The organism is Nostoc sp. (assembly GCF_036917535.1).
Lineage (GTDB): Bacteria > Cyanobacteriota > Cyanobacteriia > Cyanobacteriales > Nostocaceae > Nostoc.
Window position 1 is genome coordinate 1 of sequence record NZ_JBALDA010000043.1, and the last position, 15,865, is coordinate 15,865.

At 41.9% G+C, this 15,865-nt stretch carries 16 protein-coding genes and 2 pseudogenes; 16 read left to right on the forward strand and 2 right to left on the reverse strand.

Features of this window, described 5'->3' with window-relative positions; genetic code table 11:
- Window positions 1–653 precede the first annotated feature (653 nt).
- The 15 genes and pseudogenes from nifH (at window position 654) to V7K56_RS14350 (ending at window position 14,151) form a co-directional block, all read left to right on the forward strand.
- Entirely contained in the window at window positions 654–1,565 is a 912-nt protein-coding gene (gene nifH, locus V7K56_RS14280; RefSeq protein WP_334911588.1) for a nitrogenase iron protein, read from the forward strand.
- 166 nt (window positions 1,566–1,731) lie between these two features.
- The gene (locus V7K56_RS14285; protein ID WP_334911482.1) at window positions 1,732–2,118 is read left to right on the forward strand and encodes a hypothetical protein; all 387 of its coding nucleotides are present in this window, start codon (window positions 1,732–1,734) and stop codon (window positions 2,116–2,118) included.
- Window positions 2,119–2,575: 457 nt separating this feature from the next.
- The gene (locus tag V7K56_RS14290; protein WP_334911484.1) at window positions 2,576–3,925 is read left to right on the forward strand and encodes a substrate-binding domain-containing protein; all 1,350 of its coding nucleotides are present in this window, start codon (window positions 2,576–2,578) and stop codon (window positions 3,923–3,925) included.
- A gap of 216 nt (window positions 3,926–4,141) precedes the next feature.
- Window positions 4,142–5,260, forward strand: coding sequence for a homocitrate synthase (gene nifV / locus V7K56_RS14295; RefSeq protein WP_334911486.1), 1,119 nt, complete (start codon window positions 4,142–4,144; stop codon window positions 5,258–5,260).
- A 185-nt stretch (window positions 5,261–5,445) separates the two neighbouring features.
- Window positions 5,446–5,574: pseudogene (locus V7K56_RS14300) on the forward strand (TOBE domain-containing protein); the annotation flags it as partial.
- Between the two features lie 185 nt (window positions 5,575–5,759).
- Window positions 5,760–5,891, forward strand: coding sequence for a hypothetical protein (locus tag V7K56_RS14305; RefSeq protein WP_334911488.1), 132 nt, complete (start codon window positions 5,760–5,762; stop codon window positions 5,889–5,891).
- Window positions 5,892–5,971: 80 nt separating this feature from the next.
- Window positions 5,972–6,685: a 2OG-Fe(II) oxygenase gene (locus V7K56_RS14310; RefSeq protein WP_334911489.1), complete on the forward strand. Its 714-nt coding sequence runs from the start codon at window positions 5,972–5,974 to the stop codon at window positions 6,683–6,685.
- A gap of 135 nt (window positions 6,686–6,820) precedes the next feature.
- Window positions 6,821–7,642 (forward strand): NADPH-dependent oxidoreductase, encoded by an 822-nt coding sequence (locus V7K56_RS14315; protein WP_334911490.1) that lies wholly within the window; start codon window positions 6,821–6,823, stop codon window positions 7,640–7,642.
- 375 nt (window positions 7,643–8,017) lie between these two features.
- A complete protein-coding gene (locus tag V7K56_RS14320; protein WP_334911492.1) occupies window positions 8,018–8,254 on the forward strand; it encodes a hypothetical protein in 237 nt (78 codons plus the stop codon).
- A 137-nt stretch (window positions 8,255–8,391) separates the two neighbouring features.
- Window positions 8,392–8,892 (forward strand): annotated as a pseudogene (locus V7K56_RS14325) (phosphate-starvation-inducible PsiE family protein).
- Between the two features lie 495 nt (window positions 8,893–9,387).
- On the forward strand, window positions 9,388–9,882 hold the full coding sequence (locus V7K56_RS14330; RefSeq protein ID WP_334911494.1) for a DUF2231 domain-containing protein: 495 nt from the start codon (window positions 9,388–9,390) through the stop codon (window positions 9,880–9,882).
- The gene (locus V7K56_RS14335) at window positions 9,879–10,484 is read left to right on the forward strand and encodes a DUF2231 domain-containing protein (RefSeq protein WP_334911496.1); all 606 of its coding nucleotides are present in this window, start codon (window positions 9,879–9,881) and stop codon (window positions 10,482–10,484) included. The genes V7K56_RS14330 and V7K56_RS14335 overlap by 4 nt, the downstream gene beginning before the upstream one ends.
- A 104-nt stretch (window positions 10,485–10,588) precedes the next feature.
- The gene (locus tag V7K56_RS14340; protein WP_334911498.1) at window positions 10,589–11,551 is read left to right on the forward strand and encodes a cytochrome c oxidase subunit II; all 963 of its coding nucleotides are present in this window, start codon (window positions 10,589–10,591) and stop codon (window positions 11,549–11,551) included.
- A gap of 186 nt (window positions 11,552–11,737) precedes the next feature.
- Entirely contained in the window at window positions 11,738–13,387 is a 1,650-nt protein-coding gene (ctaD, locus tag V7K56_RS14345) for a cytochrome c oxidase subunit I (RefSeq protein WP_334911500.1), read from the forward strand.
- Between the two features lie 161 nt (window positions 13,388–13,548).
- Window positions 13,549–14,151 carry a cytochrome c oxidase subunit 3 gene (locus tag V7K56_RS14350; RefSeq protein ID WP_334911502.1) on the forward strand — a complete coding sequence of 201 codons (603 nt, stop codon included), beginning with the start codon at window positions 13,549–13,551 and terminating at the stop codon, window positions 14,149–14,151.
- Window positions 14,152–14,292: 141 nt separating this feature from the next.
- Here V7K56_RS14350 and V7K56_RS14355 read toward each other — a convergent pair whose 3' ends face one another.
- A complete protein-coding gene (locus V7K56_RS14355) occupies window positions 14,293–14,493 on the reverse strand; it encodes a type II toxin-antitoxin system RelE family toxin (RefSeq protein WP_334911504.1) in 201 nt (66 codons plus the stop codon).
- Window positions 14,486–14,764, reverse strand: a complete 279-nt coding sequence (locus tag V7K56_RS14360) for a hypothetical protein (protein WP_334911506.1) — start codon at window positions 14,762–14,764, stop codon at window positions 14,486–14,488. Before V7K56_RS14360 ends, V7K56_RS14355 begins: the two co-directional genes overlap by 8 nt.
- A gap of 536 nt (window positions 14,765–15,300) precedes the next feature.
- On the opposite strand from V7K56_RS14360, the gene V7K56_RS14365 reads away from it, so the two are divergent.
- Complete coding sequence (locus V7K56_RS14365; RefSeq protein WP_174709866.1) at window positions 15,301–15,531, forward strand: hypothetical protein; 231 nt, start codon at window positions 15,301–15,303, stop codon at window positions 15,529–15,531.
- Window positions 15,532–15,865: the final 334 nt, after the last annotated feature.

Consider the following 15,865-nt stretch of genomic DNA (forward strand, 5'->3'; position numbering starts at 1 on the left):
AACGCAATTATCGGCTTTGAGGCTCTTTAGCTGATGAGTAATTGTAACTACTAATACTGTTTGTAAATTAATTTCTCAGCGCAAGTAAATTGGCCAAATGTATGATATTCTTTATTTATAGGGAATCTAATACCAGAACAAAAACTCCTTAGATTCCTTTGAAGTGAGTATCAGACCAGCCTCATCAGTTATTGGTGATGCATAACGTTAATCGAAGTGGAGCAAACCGCCCAAAAATCGGTTTTTCGTTTGGCGAAGCTGTTGCCATAGAGCAGGCTGGACTGATTTTTTTATGTATCTTCCTACCAGGGAAAATAATGCTTGTCTTGCTGTGAGTAAGCAGAAATTTATCATTCACCTGCCGTATCTGTGGAAGTTTTTTGAATTTTTAGTGACAGGATTGGAACTAATTTTTAGCAACCTTGTTGTATCTTGTATCCGACTAACATTTATTGACATATCTGTAAGAAGCTGTTTAACTTCTAGCAGATAACTGCAATATTTATAGTGCTGAATAGATGGTTAATTTCCACTATCTAACAACATCAATGGAGTCACAAACTGAGTGAGTAGTAAACACTTTCAAAAACGATAACTTCAATTTAATTCGACACTCTACTTGAATCTTGGAGCCGAATCAATAAGTCTGCGCCATTACCGAGGTTTTTATGCGGAAAATCGCTATTTATGGAAGAGGGGGAGTTGGCAAATCTACAACGACTCAAAACGTCGTGGCTGGACTGACTGATATGAGTCGTAAGGTGATGGTTGTAGGGTGTGACTCGAAAGCAGACTCCACTCGGCTCCTCTTGGGGGGATTCCACCAGAAGATTGTACTTGATACGTTGCGTAAAGAAGAAGATGATGTGAATTTAGAAGACTTCCGTCAGGAGGGATGGGGGAAGACGCTGTGTGTGGAATCGGGTGGGCCGGAACCTGGTGTGGGATGTACAGGTCGAGGCATTTTGACATCAATTGGGTTGCTGGAACAACTTGGTGCTTATGATGATGCAGTTAGACTTGATTATACATTTTATGATGGTCTGGGTGACGTAGTATGCGGTGGATTTGTCATGCCCATTCGTGAGCGCAAAGCTCAAGAAATTTACATTGTCACTTCTGGGGAAATTATGGCAATGTATACTGTTAACAACATCTGCCGAAGCATTCAAAAGTACGCTCCTATAGGGGGTATACGTCTGGGTGGATTGATCTGCAATTCTCGCAAAGTCGATCGGGAAAACGATCTAATCGAGGCTTTGGCAGAGAAACTGGGGACTCAAATGATCTACTCCATACCCAGAGATAACATGGTGCAGCAAGCAGAGTTCCACCGCAAGACGGTGATTGAGTATGCTCCTGAGTCTGAACAGGCGCAGCACTATCGCAACCTGGCAATGGCAATTGACCAAAATACAGATTTTGTGACTCCGAAATATATATCTAACGATCAGCTAGAGGAACTGCTGGTACAGTTTGGGTTATTTAGACATCTGGAGAAATTAGGTATTAGCCCAAGCTCCACAAAGGTTGCAGATTCATTTTCGGAGATGCCTCTTGAATAGGACGATGCAGTAGAGGTTATCCCTCATACGAAGTGTCTGGAGCAATTGGCAATCTCTTACTCAAAAAAGCAAAAAAAACTGCGTAAACTTCTTACCACCATTTGAGAAATCGGCGTTCTGAACTACGCCAAAATTCGTCTACTTCATTGAAGGAGGAGAACTCATTATGTTGACCGAAGAGGTTTTAGTCCAAAAATTTACTACCGTAGTCAAGGGACGCTGTACCAAAGTCGGCGAGTTGCTCCAGTACTGCCACGTCGAACTCGTAAACTCTTACTGGGGATGCCCTCCAAAACTCATACAACATTTTGTTATTTTTTATCCTAATATGCTGTTTGCCTCAATTAACGCCTACAAAGACGTTTTCAGAGGCGTTGCCCAAGATTTGGGGATATGTGAGGCTGTTTGCATAAATGCCACACGCATTATCCGCGACCCCGCTTCAAAGTTGAAGGAAAAGAACCCGATCTTATGGTTGGAACTCCAGTGGGTGGCAGTACCAACTAAAAAAGGCAATTGGCATCTAGATCAGGACTCACCGCACTCAGATTAACACTCTTTTTTGTCTCTTGCCAGAGAAAAAGATGTTGACCTTTAATCTTGTTCAAAGCCCTGTTTTATCAACCGAAGCAAAAATCTTTGCTCGGAACCAAGCACGAAAAAACATGGCTGAGGATATTCTCTAACGAGAGTAATAAAACAGCGCTAAAGCTGAAAGTTTATAAATGTCTAAATACTTTGAGGGTTTGAGCGTTTTTCTTTGGTGATGACAGATTTGGTTAGCAAATGATGAAAAAGCGATGCCTGCAGCGGGCTGCGCCAACGCTAAAAAGTATTCAAAGATGCAAGTATTCTAGCGAGATGTGTGTTATGCTTGCAGCAAATCAGCGAAATTGTCGAAACATCAATATGTCTTCTAAGAAAAACGGCAAACATTAGAAAACCTTGCTATTGCCCCAACAGATTAAGTTTGTCCGTTGCGGCTTTTTCTAACGGAGAGATACAGCCTCATGAAACTGGAAGTGAATCTTTGCAACAACCTGAAGTCAATTAGAACTCGCTTGGGCATAAGTCAGCAAGAATTGGCTAATATGGCTGGCGTAACCCGTCAGAGTATTGGTGGTGTAGAATCGGGACAATATGCTCCTTCTGTTGCTATGTCACTGCGTTTAGCCAAGGCGCTTGGTTGCCAAGTAGAGGACTTATTCTGGTTTGAGCAAGATTTACCAGAAGTTGAGGCAGTTCTTACCAAAGCAGTCAAGAGCGGACAGCAATTGAGAGTTAGTCTAGCGCGGATTGGTGGTCGATTGATAGCTTATCCTCTCGTTGGGAACAATGCTTTTCGCCTCGAAATGATTCCGGCTGATGGTGAAGCAGTTGCGGTGAGCCACCCTGTTATAGGGAGTGGCGTTAGCGATAGCGCAGCGTTAGCGAGTAATCGAGCGTCCGTAGAAGCGTCACTCCTAAGAGTGAGTCAAAGCTTCAATTCAGAACTTTCGAGAGTTTTTCCTGTTGAGGAACTGGCGAAAGGGTTAAGAGGTAAGCTGCTGCCATTTTCAGGTGAGGCTAAGGCAGAGTATCTGGAGGGTGAATCACAAAACCAAACGACTACAAATAAAGTCCTGGTTCGCTTGCTTGATGATATGGACAAATTGCAAAATACAGTCGTGATTACTGGTTGTACGCCGATGATTTCTCTCTGGGCAAGAGCAGCCGAACGCTGGCATCCACAACTGCGAGTTCATCATATTCTTGCCAACAGTATGGCAGCATTGCGTAGTCTATGCCAAGGTGAAGTTCACATCGCTGGAATGCACTTGTACGATCCGGAAACTGGGGAACATAACATTCCATTTGTACGGGAAGCTTTAGCTGGTAGAAGTGCAGTTTTAATTACCCTTGGGGTTTGGGAAGAGGGACTCTTGGTTCCACTAGGAAACCCAAAGGGAATCAAAACAGTCAGCGACTTGATGGAATCAGGAATAACTATTGTTAACCGTGAACCAGGTTCCGGTTGTTCTATGCTTTTGGAACGCAAGCTCCAAGAGAAACAAATACCATTACACGCTGTTAAAGGATTTGACCATATTGTCTATAGCCATCAAGATGTCGCTTTATCTATAGTGTCAGGAATTGCTGATGCAGGTGTCAGTACGGCATCTGTAGCTACTGCCTTTGGGTTAGGATTTATCCCCCTACATCGATCGCGATACGACTTAGTGATTCTCAAAGAATACTTGCAAGAAACACCAGTACAGCAATTGCTCAGTACCTTGGGACATCGACTAGTCCAATCCCAATTAGAGGTTCTCGGCGGCTATGACATTAGCAATATTGGGGAAGTTGTAGCAAATATTTAGTAATTCGTAATGACGCTCTCTATGAGATCAAGGCGTAGGTTGCAGGAGTACGCGGACTCCTTTGCGCTACGCTAATGTAATTATGAACCCACCCCTTGAGGAATATGTCTTTTACTTTCCAAAACTCCAGTTAGTTGCTCTGTCTTTCAATTAGGAATTACTCAAGCAAATCAAAATCACCCAACAAGTTAGCTGCTCATGAATCATCACTTCACTATGAACAAACATCCAGTTCAGATTAACGATACAACCTTGCGAGATGGCGAACAAGCGGCAGGTGTAGCTTTTAATGTTGAAGAAAAAATTGCGATCGCTACTTTTCTTGATGCCATTGGTGTTCCAGAATTGGAAATTGGCGTTCCAGCAATGGGGCAAGAAGAAGCAGAGTCGATCCGAGCCATTGCTAATCTGGGATTAAACGCCCAATTACTTGGCTGGAACCGTGCTAATTTGTCTGATATTCAGGCATCTATAGATTGTGGTTTGGAACGGGTGCATATTTCCGTTCCTGTCTCAGAAATTCAGATTACCGCGAAGTTTGGCGGTAAGCAGCAGGTAATGCTGGATCGTCTGCGGGATGCGATTAATTTCGCTGGCGATCGCGGTTTAGCTGTATCTGTTGGCGGAGAAGATTCTTCCAGAGCCGATCCATCTTTTTTATTGGATGTAGCGTATTATGCTCAAGAGTTGGGAGCTTTCCGGTTTCGCTTTTGTGACACTGTAGGAATTCTTGATCCTTTGAACACTTACAGCAAAGTTCGCTCTCTTGTGCATCATTTATTCATTCCTATAGAAATGCACACACATAATGATTTTGGACTGGCAATGGCAAACTCGCTAGCTGGTATTGAAGCAGGAGCGCGATCGGTCAACACTACGGTAAATGGGATTGGCGAACGCGCAGGTAATGCGGCGCTAGAAGAAATGGTGATGGCACTGAAACACCTCTACGGCATCCCAACAGGTATTAATACAAAACGGCTGCTGGAACTGTCACGGTTAGTTGCGAAAGCTGCCAATTGGCCGGTTCCTCCCTGGAAAGCGATCGTAGGTGAAAATACTTTTGCACACGAATCGGGGATTCATGCTCACGGTGTGTTGCAAAATCCCGGTACTTACGAACCGTTTGCACCGGAAGATGTTGGCTGGGAACGTCGCCTTGTTGTAGGCAAACATTCTGGTCGGCATCTAATATTCAGTGTGCTGCAAGAACATGGAATCACGCTCAGTCAACTAGAAATTCAATCAGTGCTAGATGCAGTAAAGCATCAGTCAGTAAAAGTTAAGCGCAGTCTCACGGTTGAAGAACTTCTGAGTTTGGTTTCCCAAGGGTGAACGCACACATCTACTAAAACATTACAGGGTAATGGAGAGTGGGGAGTAGTGTAGTTAAATTTGTAAGCTTTCATTTGACCACAAATCAAAAGTGAAGTTGGTTAAGAAAGCATCACAATTCCATCTTAGGTTATCGCAATTATTGTACCAACTGCTAGAATGTACCAATTATGTTGGTAGTAATTATGCCGAGAAAAGAGCAAGGATGGATCACTTTTCAATTGTCTCTAGAAGAACGGCAACTTCTAGAGCAGTACTGCAAGCAGTTTCAACGCACTAAGACTGATGTTTTGCGCTCCCTATTGCGTAGTCTCCAAGCACAATTACTCAAACAGCAGGGAAAGCAGTTTGATTCTGAGGAGATCGATCTTGATCTACTTTGAGCAGTGCTGAAGAATCGCTATCGGTAAAGCCAGTTGTCTTGTAGCAAAAGAAATTTGTAATGGGGTTGATAATCCCTCTGAAATCGTAAAAAAGCGTTCAAGTTCAAAAGTTGACTATGACAAATCCTACAAAATTATTGCGATCAAGTGAAATTCCTTTCAATTACAAAATTGATTGGAATGACTCTCTAAGTGCTGCGGCGATGAAACTTCTGCGGCTTGAGCCAAGCTTTTTGATGCAGAGGTAAATCGATTGTTGATCTTCTAATACCACTTGATGTCCAGGGTAATCATGATTGGTTAATTCTACTGAAGAGTTTTTTCTACCATGCTTAATTTTGATTCCATTCGTACCACAACAATGCAAAAAGTCCCATACAATTGGGCTTTGATCAAAAACCTGCTTTCACCAGAAGCAAGCTTAGAACTAACTGCGAGTTTTCCCCATGAAGAGTTCCGCCTGTCGGAGGGAGAGGGATACGGATATTCCTGGGGAAAGATGCTAGCCACTAGCGAGGATATTTCCTTGATGCTCAAATCTAGCGATAATCGCTGGCGAGAGCGGATGGCACAAGGCAGACTTACTTATGACTTGAGACATCTTAGTAAAGTCTGGCGACAGTTGATAGAAGGACTGTGGACAGATTCTTACCGCGCAGCAATAGCCGAAATGTCTGGGTTGGAACTAAAAGACTGTGTAATGGATATTGGATTTCGCCGATACAACTCAGGACATTTGCATCACCCTCATACAGACGAGCCGAGCAAAGTTTTAACTCATCTGCTATTTTTCAATCAACAATGGTCTGTAGACTGGGGAGGCTGTTTGAGAATTCTCAAAGACTCCCAGCCGGAATCTGTCTTCCAAGATATTCTACCCCTGAGTGATTCCTCAGTTGCGATCGCACGTTCTAATAATTCTTGGCACATGGTTACTCCGCTTACTTCCCCTGTATCTGAGTCTCGGCTAGCTTTACGAGTTGCTTTTTTTCGGAATGATCGCCTAACTTCAGATTTCCTCCAAACCCAGCTAGCTGCCTAGCAATCAAGTATTTTCTTTTTACTTTTGTCATAAAATCAGCCTTCTGATTTTCTGGTTCTTCCTTGTCCTCCTTGTCTCTCGTCGTTAGTAATCCCTCTAAAATCGTAAAAAAGTGTTGGAGTTCAAGAGTTAACCATGACAAATCCTACAGAACTACTGCGATCGCGCTACGGTGAGATTCCCTTCAATTACGAAATTGACTGGAACGATTCTCTAGAAACACTACTAGCTCACCGTTCAATTCGGTCTTATCTATCTGATCCCTTACCACCAGGAACCCTAGAATGGCTAGTTGCAGCGGCTCAATCTGCTGCTAGTTCAGCTAATTTGCAAACCTGGAGTGTGGTAGCAGTTGAAGATCCAGAGCGCAAAGCAGAATTATGCAGGCTATCTAATAACCAAGCATGGGTTAATCAGGCTCCTGTATTTTTGATTTGGTTAGCAGATTTAGGTCGTATGGCTCATATTGCTGATAGTCGCGGACTACCTCATGTGGCTCTAGATTACATAGAATTGTTGTTTAAAGCAGTAATCGATGCCTCGGTAGCAGCGCAAAATGCGACTCTAGCTGCTGAATCTATTGGTTTGGGAACGGTATATATTGGCGCAATCCGCAATAACACGCAAGAGGTAGCAACACTACTAAATTTGCCACCTTTTGTGTTCCCTGTATTTGGATTGTGTGTGGGTTATCCCAATCCTGAAGTACAACCTGCTATTAAGCCGCGTTTACCCCAGTCAGCTATACTGCATCGGGAAACCTATAAATTAGCAGAGCAAGATGAAGCGATCGCTCACTACAACGATATCATGAAAGAATTCTATACTGAACAACAGATGAATACCGCTGTTGATTGGTCGCAAAACTCAGCCGAGCGGATCGCCACTTTAGACTATTTAAAAGGGTGCAAGTATTTGCGGGAAACTCTCAACAACTTCGGCTTCAAGTTGCTATAAAAGTCTCCACCGTTCGTTTTTGGTATCTTTGCTTAGGAGAAGACTTGTTATCGCTTCATTAAAGATCCAAAATCCTTACATACCCAAAGTTACACACTCCACACTCAGTCTCAAAAGATAATTTTGGTGCGTAAGTCCTAAGGAATAAATAGACCTACGAACTCGCCAGCCCTAGCAATTTTCCTGCTTGAAACCTTTGTATTAATTTGGGGAATACTCAAGGCATTTAAGCAGTCAACAGGCAAACAATTAAATGGGTACTCCAGCAAGCTTTATCTTTCAAAAAAGGGCTGACCTGTAAGAATCGCTCTTTGACTGAGAATTGCTGATCAAAAATGTAGAATTTACCCTGTGAAACCAAAGGAGCTTCAAACAATGAATATGAATGAGTTGTCTACCAAAGACCTCAATAAACTACGCTCTCAAGCCAAAATAATTATAAATCGAGTGGAGATTTTCGTAGAAACTTACTTATCAGAAGCCTCTCTTGATGAGAAGATGATAAACGAAACCTTACAAGAGATTATTAAGGCTGCGAATAACTTAACAACCGCAGTATCCAAAATTAAAACCGCAGAAACCATACATAGTGACTTGAACGGTTCAAAATAGTTTAATCGGGCTGAGTGGAACCCCATAGCTTAAATAATGGGGATTGAATACAGTACTGAGTGCTGAGTAATCGATGCTAGATACTCAGTACTGTTTCAGTTATAGAGATAAATGAAGCTAAACTGTTAGGAAATACCATGCTCAAGGGGTTAACTTCAAACTTCAATAATTGGTTACAAAGAAATAGAATTGTACGTCACCTGGAATTTTTTCAAGACTTTATTATCATTTCTCTCTGCCTTGGTCTATTTTGTGTGATGCTCATCCGACTGGGAGATATGTTTTTCTCCTTTTTGAGTCCATTAGATTTGCGGCAAGTAACATCTGATATCCTGTTCATTTTGATTTTAGTAGAGTTGTTCCGCCTGTTAATCGATCATCTACAACAACAGCGAACATCCGTGACCGCAGCAGTAGAAATTACTATTGTTTCTGCTTTAAGAGAGGTGATTTTACGCGGTGTTCTCGAAATTCCCCGTGAACAAATTTATGGAATAGCTATATTTTTAGTAGTTTTAACCGGAATTATGGTGGCTTGACCTTGGATATCTCGTTTTCTTGAACAGGTCAAAATTGCTAATCCAGAACCAATAGAAAAAAAGCCATTACTGGCTGAAAATACTCTAGCTTCTAATTAATTGTAACCACACATACTGTTTGAAAATTAGTTAGTGATCGCAAGTAATTTTAACAAATGTATGATATTCTTTATCTATGGAGAATCAAAACTACAAAATTCTTCAAAAAAATAAAGTAAACTCCAAGAGCAGCAATTCTCATTATGAGCTTAGGGCAAATAATAATGTTCAAAGCCTATTTAGTCAGGTGTATTAGATTCCAAGCGATATTGTGGAGATTGAATTGCCTTGTGTTTCTATTTCATACATCAATTAACTCGTTTATCAGCATTTACCAACGAGTAAAACCTTTTTCGATAACTTGCTATTCTATATTCATTCCAGCGAGCTTTTGCCTATCATAATCAAGCTACTCTGTGAAAGAATTCTCTTCATCAGAATTGCTGTTGTTATTCAGAATGATTTTAAGGGCAATCTAAATTTTTGTAGAAATCAAAAGATTGTGAAGTATTGCTTTTTAAGCACTAAACACTAACTATTCATGAGTAGAATATCATGCTTGAGAATCTTCTGAATAACCATAATTTACCGTATCCCGATACGATACATCCCATCATTGTCCATTTTGTGATTGCGATGGTATTGTTTGCCTTCTTATGTGATGTCATTGGATACTTTACTAGTAACTACCGTCTTTTCGAGGTGAGTTGGTGGAATATGTTTTTCGCAACAATCTCCATCTTCATCGCTGTTGTTTTTGGTCAATTTGAAGCAGGTTTGGCAGAACCTTATAACGCAGCTCAACCAGTACTTAATTTACATACGCTCCTTGGCTGGTCACTTGCAGGAATTCTGGCAGCTATTACAGCTTGGCGTTATGTGATTCATTGCCGCACTCCAGAAAAAATATCAGTTTATTACCTAGCAGCAGGTTTACTTTTGACTGTTTTGGTAGGTATACAAGTGTATTTCGGAGATGAATTAGTTTGGGTATATGGACTACACACTGTACCAGTTGTTGAAGCCATAAAGGAGGGCTTACTGCAATGAATCCTGAAGTTATTGAGCAATTAAAGACTCAGATGGGAGCGAATGGGTTGCCCTACACTATACCCATTCATCCAAATTTAGTTCATCTTACTCTAGCTTTGTTCATCCTTGGCATTACCTTTGATTTTATTGGTGCGTTCTTCCCTCTACAACAACCAATCTTCAAGTTTTTAGCAGTTCCTGCCACTCGTTCTAGCTTCTTTGATGCGGGCTGGTACAATATGCTAGGTTCGGCACTCATCACAATTTTTACGGTAGCAGCAGGTTTTTACGAAATCATGTTGGCAGAACCACTCACTGGGGTAAAGAGTGCCTGGGGATTGGAAGCGATGGAAACAATGCTTTGGCATGGAATGGGTGGTGTTTTTTTACTAGCGCTGATTCTTGGAATGGCTATTTGGAGAGGATTTCAGCGCTATATTTGGCATCAAGATGACAGTCAACAAGTGCAGTGGACTTATTTAGTTTCTGGACTGTTCATCATGTTCATCATGTTCATCCACGGTACGCTAGGAGCACAATTAGCTACTGAGTTTGGAGTTCACAACACTGCTGATATGTTGTTGCGCTTGGGCAAAGACCCCAACTTACTGCTGAAGTAATTGATGTTAGTCCTTTGTATAAGTACAGACGCGATTAATCGCGTCTCTACTGACCATTGTATAGACGCGATTAATTGCGTCTTTGACCAATGACTTTTATAGCTATGAAAATCCGAAATATTTTGACCTTGAGTGCGATCGCGATCGCCTTAACTGCTGTTAGTCTTTGGATAGGAGAGTGGACATATTCCTGGATGCCTCCTCAAGCCGCAGCAGAATCGCGCCTCGTCGATAAATTGTTTAGTTTTTTAATCACGCTGGGAGCATTTATCTTCCTTGGAGTCACAGGAACACTCATCTACTCAGCGATTTTCCATCGAGCAGAGCAGTATGATACCAGTGATGGCCCCCCGATTGAAGGAAATATCCCACTAGAAATAGTCTGGACTGCAATTCCTGTATTCCTAGTGTTTTGGATTGCCACCTACAGCTACCAAATCTACGAGCAAATGGGGATTCAAGGCCCAATGGAAGCTATGCACATGCATATTCCAGCCTTAATGAAATCGGCATCTGCTGCACCAATTAACAAAGATGCAGGGATAGGTTCCACCTCCCCGACTTCCTCAAGTGTATCAATTGATGCCACATCAAATGTAATCGCATTTGAAGACATTGAAGTTAATGCCAAGCAATGGGCTTGGGTTTTCCGCTATCCAAAAACAGGAATTACCAGCACCGAACTACATTTACCCGCCAATCATCGCATTCGTCTAGCTATGCAGTCCGAGGATGTTCTCCACGGCTTTTATATTCCTGCTTTCCGAGTCAAGCAAGACATTATTCCCAATCGCAACATTGACTTTGAATTTACTCCCATCCGCATTGGCAAATATCAATTGACCGATTCCGAATTTAGCGGTACTTACTTTGCAACCATGCGCGCAAATGTTGTTGTCGAGTCCCCTGAAGATTACAAGAAGTGGCTTACAGAAGCAGCAAATCGTAAACCATGTACTGCAAATAATCAAGCAGCTTCCGAATATGCCCAAGAATCAAAAGAATTAATCAAAGGCTGGGTTACGGTAGCACCCGCACAAGCCCCTGTAGTTAATTACAGCAATTAGTCGTAGGACGCGACGCCAGTCGCTACGACGGGGGGAACCCCCTTCGGGTTCGGGGGTTCGCAATCGACGGGAACCGCCAAGACTGCGACCCCCTCACCGCAACGCGCTGGCTCATTAATCGTGTCTGTACAATGGTCATTGGTTTTAGACAAATGACAAATGATAAAGAATAAAGGATAAAAGACAATGACAAATATTTCCGTTGAAGACATTACAGGTGATGCACCTCAACAGGAACCGAGAGCAGACTGGAAGCAATACTTTAGCTTCAGCACAGACCACAAAGTTATCGGTATTCAATATATTGTTACCGCTTTCATTCTCTTTTTAGTTGGTGGCATATTTGCAATGATCATTCGTGGGGAATTGATTACCCCAGAATCAGACCTCGTTGACCGTAGTGTTTATAATGCAATGTTCACCATGCACGGCACTGTGATGCTATTTGGATGGACATTCCCCATACTTACGGGTTTTGCTAACTATCTTGTACCTCTGATGATTGGGGCGCGAGATATGGCGTTTCCCAGACTAAATGCTGTTGCCTTCTGGATGATACCGATCGCTGCTATCCTACTAATGGCTAGCTTCTTTGTACCTGGTGGCCCAGCGCAAGCAGGTTGGTGGTCATACCCTCCCGTCAGTCTGCAAAACCCCACAGGAAACTTAATCAATGGTGAAGTAATCTGGCTTCTAGCAGTGGCAATATCAGGTGTTTCTTCAATTATGGGGGCAATTAACTTTGTCACCACGATTGTAAAGATGCGCGCACCTGGTATGACACCCTTCCGTACACCCATCTTTGTTTGGAACGTATTCAGTGCCCAGATTATCCAACTGTTTGGACTACCTGTATTAACAGCAGGTGCAGTCATGCTTTTACTCGATTTAACAGTTGGAACTAGCTTTTTTGAACCCACCAAGGGAGGCGACCCTGTTCTATTTCAGCATTTTTTCTGGTTCTACTCCCACCCTGCTGTTTACGTAATCATTCTGCCGGTCTTTGGAGTCTTTTCAGAGATATTCCCTGTTTTTGCTCGCAAACCTCTGTTTGGCTATAGAATTGTCGCTATTTCATCACTCCTGATTGCTGGAGTTAGCGGTATAGTCTGGGTACATCATATGTACGCTAGCGGTACTTCCGGCTGGATGCGGATGTTTTTCATGCTCACAACCATGTTCGTATCTGTCCCTACTGGCATTAAGGTGTTTGCCTGGACTGCAACGATTTGGGGTGGCAAGCTACGATTTGATACACCAATGCTGTTTGCGTTTGGTGCATTAATATTGTTTGTATTTGCAGGTATCACTGGCATCACCCTTTCCTCCGTTCCCATTGATGTCCACGTCAATAATACCTACTATGTGGTGGGTCACTTCCACTATGTTCTATATGGCACGGTAACAATGGGGATGTTTGCTGCTATTTACTTCTGGTTCCCCAAGATGACTGGACGTATGTATTACGAAGGCTTGGGCAAGTTGCACTTCTGGCTAGCGTTCATTGGTACTAACCTCAACTTCTTCCCAATGCACCCATTAGGATTACAGGGAATGTTGCGTCGAGTTTCTTCTTATGCTCCAGAGTATGAATTTTGGAATATTATCGCCAGTATCGGCGGATTTTTGCTAGGTGTATCCACTTTACCCTTCATTCTGAATATTATTGGTTCTTGGATACATGACAAGCAAGCACCGAAGAATCCTTGGCGAGCAATTGGATTGGAGTGGTTAATTTCTTCACCACCCCCTGTCGAGAACTTTGAGGAAATTCCAGTTGTTGTGGGTGAACCCTACGGCTACGGGAAATCTGAACCATTAGTGGCCGAGCATTAGAGAGCAGACCAAATGTTTGATTTTGTCCTTTGTCCTTAGAAAAACAAATGACTAATGACGGTCGGTCTATACAGTGTTTGTGCAATATATAGGCGCATTAGCTTACTTTGCTCTCTTTCTCTGTGCCTCTGCGTGAGATAAATATGTAGGAGTTTCAAGCAATGGACAGTTCCATCATTTCAGAAGAATCAAATCATCCCTCACACGAGCATACCCATGATGAAGAAGGCAGCAAGATGTTTGGCTTCATTGTCTTCTTGCTGTCAGAGACTTTCATTTTCCTCGGTTTTTTTACAGCATATATTGTCTATAAAACAGCAAATCCTAATTGGCTACCAGCTGGTGTTTCTGGACTGGAAGTCACAGATCCGGCAATTAATACGGTAATTCTTGTTTCTAGTAGCTTTGTCATCTACTTGGCAGAATGCGCCCTTGAACGCCACGACTTGATAAAATTTCGCCAGTTTCTAATGCTTTCGATCGCAATGGGAAGTTACTTTTTAGTTGGACAAGCGAGCGAATGGAGCCATCTTTCTTTTGGCTTTACCACAGGTGTTTTTGGTGGAATGTTCTACTTACTGACAGGCTTCCACGGTTTACACGTTCTTACTGGCATTTTGTTGCAGATACTTGTTTTTGGTCGCTCTTTCATTCCTGATAACTACGACACAGGTCATTTTGGTGTAAATGCCACTTCTATTTTCTGGCACTTTGTTGATGTCATCTGGATTGTTTTATTTGTCCTGATTTATATCTGGCAATGACACTTTTGAGTCTGAGTTTTTGTGCAGAAGATTGCTGTTAATTTTGATGTGCTGTACCCTAGTGGCTGCTGGTTGTGCAACACCTTTCATTTTGCTCTTGGACAAACTTCAAACGCTAGCTCATGTCGATAAAAACACACGTTAAACTCTGCAAAAAAGTTCATGTGTCCAAGGATTATAGGTGTATCTCTCGATTGAGTCCAGGCAAAGGGCTTTGATGTTAGGGTGCAACTGGGGAGTTTGCTCTAGCTGCTGCAAACATCGGGCAATCTTCTTCGCTAGGGCTTTGTCAGCATGGATATAAACCTTTTGGGCATCGGGATGGAGAACAACTTCATACATCAGAGCGAAGGTTTCTCCAAGGTGTGTAAAGGGTTTTAGGGGTTGCTTGATTTTGCTTAACTCGCTCTAGCAATCCAGGAATTGCCAAAAGTTCTTGGGTTGCAGCTTCGCTTTCAGCATTTGCTAAATAAGCCGCAAAATCAGCAAGCACTTGTAATCGCTCTGGTGATAGTTGCTTGAGTAAGTCATTAAGCTGGTGCTGTAACTCTGTCACAGCTACTAAATCTGCTGACGACCTATCCTCGATCGGCGAATTATCCGTACTACTCATCGTTTGCTTTGCAACTTCAAGTTTTACTGTCTATTGTAAGACGGCTGCTGGTTGTACAACACCCTTCGTTTTACTCTTGGACAAACTTCAAACGCTAACTTGTGTCGATAAAAATACAGCTCTTGCCAGACTACTCATAACTGTAAACCAATTTTGTAAGTTAGAACATTAACACTTGCACCTATATCTAACAGTGCGATCGCTCCAGTATTGAATAATAAAACAGAAGCCATTATTAAACCATGAATAATTTACAATAGCAGAGTATATTCACGAATATATCAGTATTTATCAGTGTAAAATTGATGAAAACATGAGTAATAATTCTCTGAAACTTTGGTTGTATTAATTTGTTAAAACTGGACTAGTTAATAACTTAATTAAAATCTAAAAATGAGATTATATGACTTTGTAATATTTAAATAATGAACCCTATTACAACATCCAAAGAGGGTTATATTTTGCAATTAAACCAACAGTTTTGAAGCAACTATACGATTTATGCTTGATAATGTACTCTTGTACCTTAAAAACCAATGCCGATCGTATTTAATGTAGTAGACGTTGAGGACAAAGAGCATTACCTGAACTATGAAGATATAGAGGAAACAAAAGTTGCGGATGAAGGATTACGCAACGATGATTACCTTGATGCTCAATGCTTTTTCGTCCTCCTCAAAAATGGAGATATACTACTTCTGGAAATGGCTAGACAAAACCAAGTAAGTAAAAACTTCCTTTACCGCTTACTGATGCCAGGAGAATAGCCTCCTTTAATATCTAGGTTGCCTGGATGCCTCCGGTTGCTATTCTTAAATCCATCGTGGACACACGAACCTGTTGCGATCGCAGTCTTTGATAAACTGCGATCGCATTCCAGCAAGCATCTTTAAACTACGTCACAATGACTCAAACGAAGGGGTTTAAAGTCATACCAGGACATTTGTTCTATTACGTCAAGTTCCTCTAAAGTAACGCCACGCTGGATAAAAACTCAGATGTCAGCATCTTGTCAAGAATCCTTCTCATCATAATAATTGTCTAGAAAACAAGATAAATGGTTGATTTCCTACTCAATCTTGCTTATACTTCGCAATGTAA

Bases quoted from the DNA above. Each gene is read 5' to 3' on its own strand.
- V7K56_RS14285 (WP_334911482.1), top strand. From the start codon at position 1,732: ATGTTGACCGAAGAGGTTTTAGTCCAAAAATTTACTACCGTAGTCAAG.
- V7K56_RS14290 (WP_334911484.1), top strand. From the start codon at position 2,576: ATGAAACTGGAAGTGAATCTTTGCAACAACCTGAAGTCAATTAGAACT.
- nifV (WP_334911486.1), top strand. From the start codon at position 4,142: ATGAACAAACATCCAGTTCAGATTAACGATACAACCTTGCGAGATGGC.
- V7K56_RS14305 (WP_334911488.1), top strand. From the start codon at position 5,760: ATGACAAATCCTACAAAATTATTGCGATCAAGTGAAATTCCTTTCAAT.
- V7K56_RS14310 (WP_334911489.1), top strand. From the start codon at position 5,972: ATGCTTAATTTTGATTCCATTCGTACCACAACAATGCAAAAAGTCCCA.
- V7K56_RS14315 (WP_334911490.1), top strand. From the start codon at position 6,821: ATGACAAATCCTACAGAACTACTGCGATCGCGCTACGGTGAGATTCCC.
- V7K56_RS14320 (WP_334911492.1), top strand. From the start codon at position 8,018: ATGAATATGAATGAGTTGTCTACCAAAGACCTCAATAAACTACGCTCT.
- V7K56_RS14330 (WP_334911494.1), top strand. From the start codon at position 9,388: ATGCTTGAGAATCTTCTGAATAACCATAATTTACCGTATCCCGATACG.
- V7K56_RS14335 (WP_334911496.1), top strand. From the start codon at position 9,879: ATGAATCCTGAAGTTATTGAGCAATTAAAGACTCAGATGGGAGCGAAT.
- V7K56_RS14340 (WP_334911498.1), top strand. From the start codon at position 10,589: ATGAAAATCCGAAATATTTTGACCTTGAGTGCGATCGCGATCGCCTTA.
- ctaD (WP_334911500.1), top strand. From the start codon at position 11,738: ATGACAAATATTTCCGTTGAAGACATTACAGGTGATGCACCTCAACAG.
- V7K56_RS14350 (WP_334911502.1), top strand. From the start codon at position 13,549: ATGGACAGTTCCATCATTTCAGAAGAATCAAATCATCCCTCACACGAG.
- V7K56_RS14355 (WP_334911504.1), bottom strand. From the start codon at position 14,493: ATGTATGAAGTTGTTCTCCATCCCGATGCCCAAAAGGTTTATATCCAT.
- V7K56_RS14360 (WP_334911506.1), bottom strand. From the start codon at position 14,764: ATGAGTAGTACGGATAATTCGCCGATCGAGGATAGGTCGTCAGCAGAT.
- V7K56_RS14365 (WP_174709866.1), top strand. From the start codon at position 15,301: ATGCCGATCGTATTTAATGTAGTAGACGTTGAGGACAAAGAGCATTAC.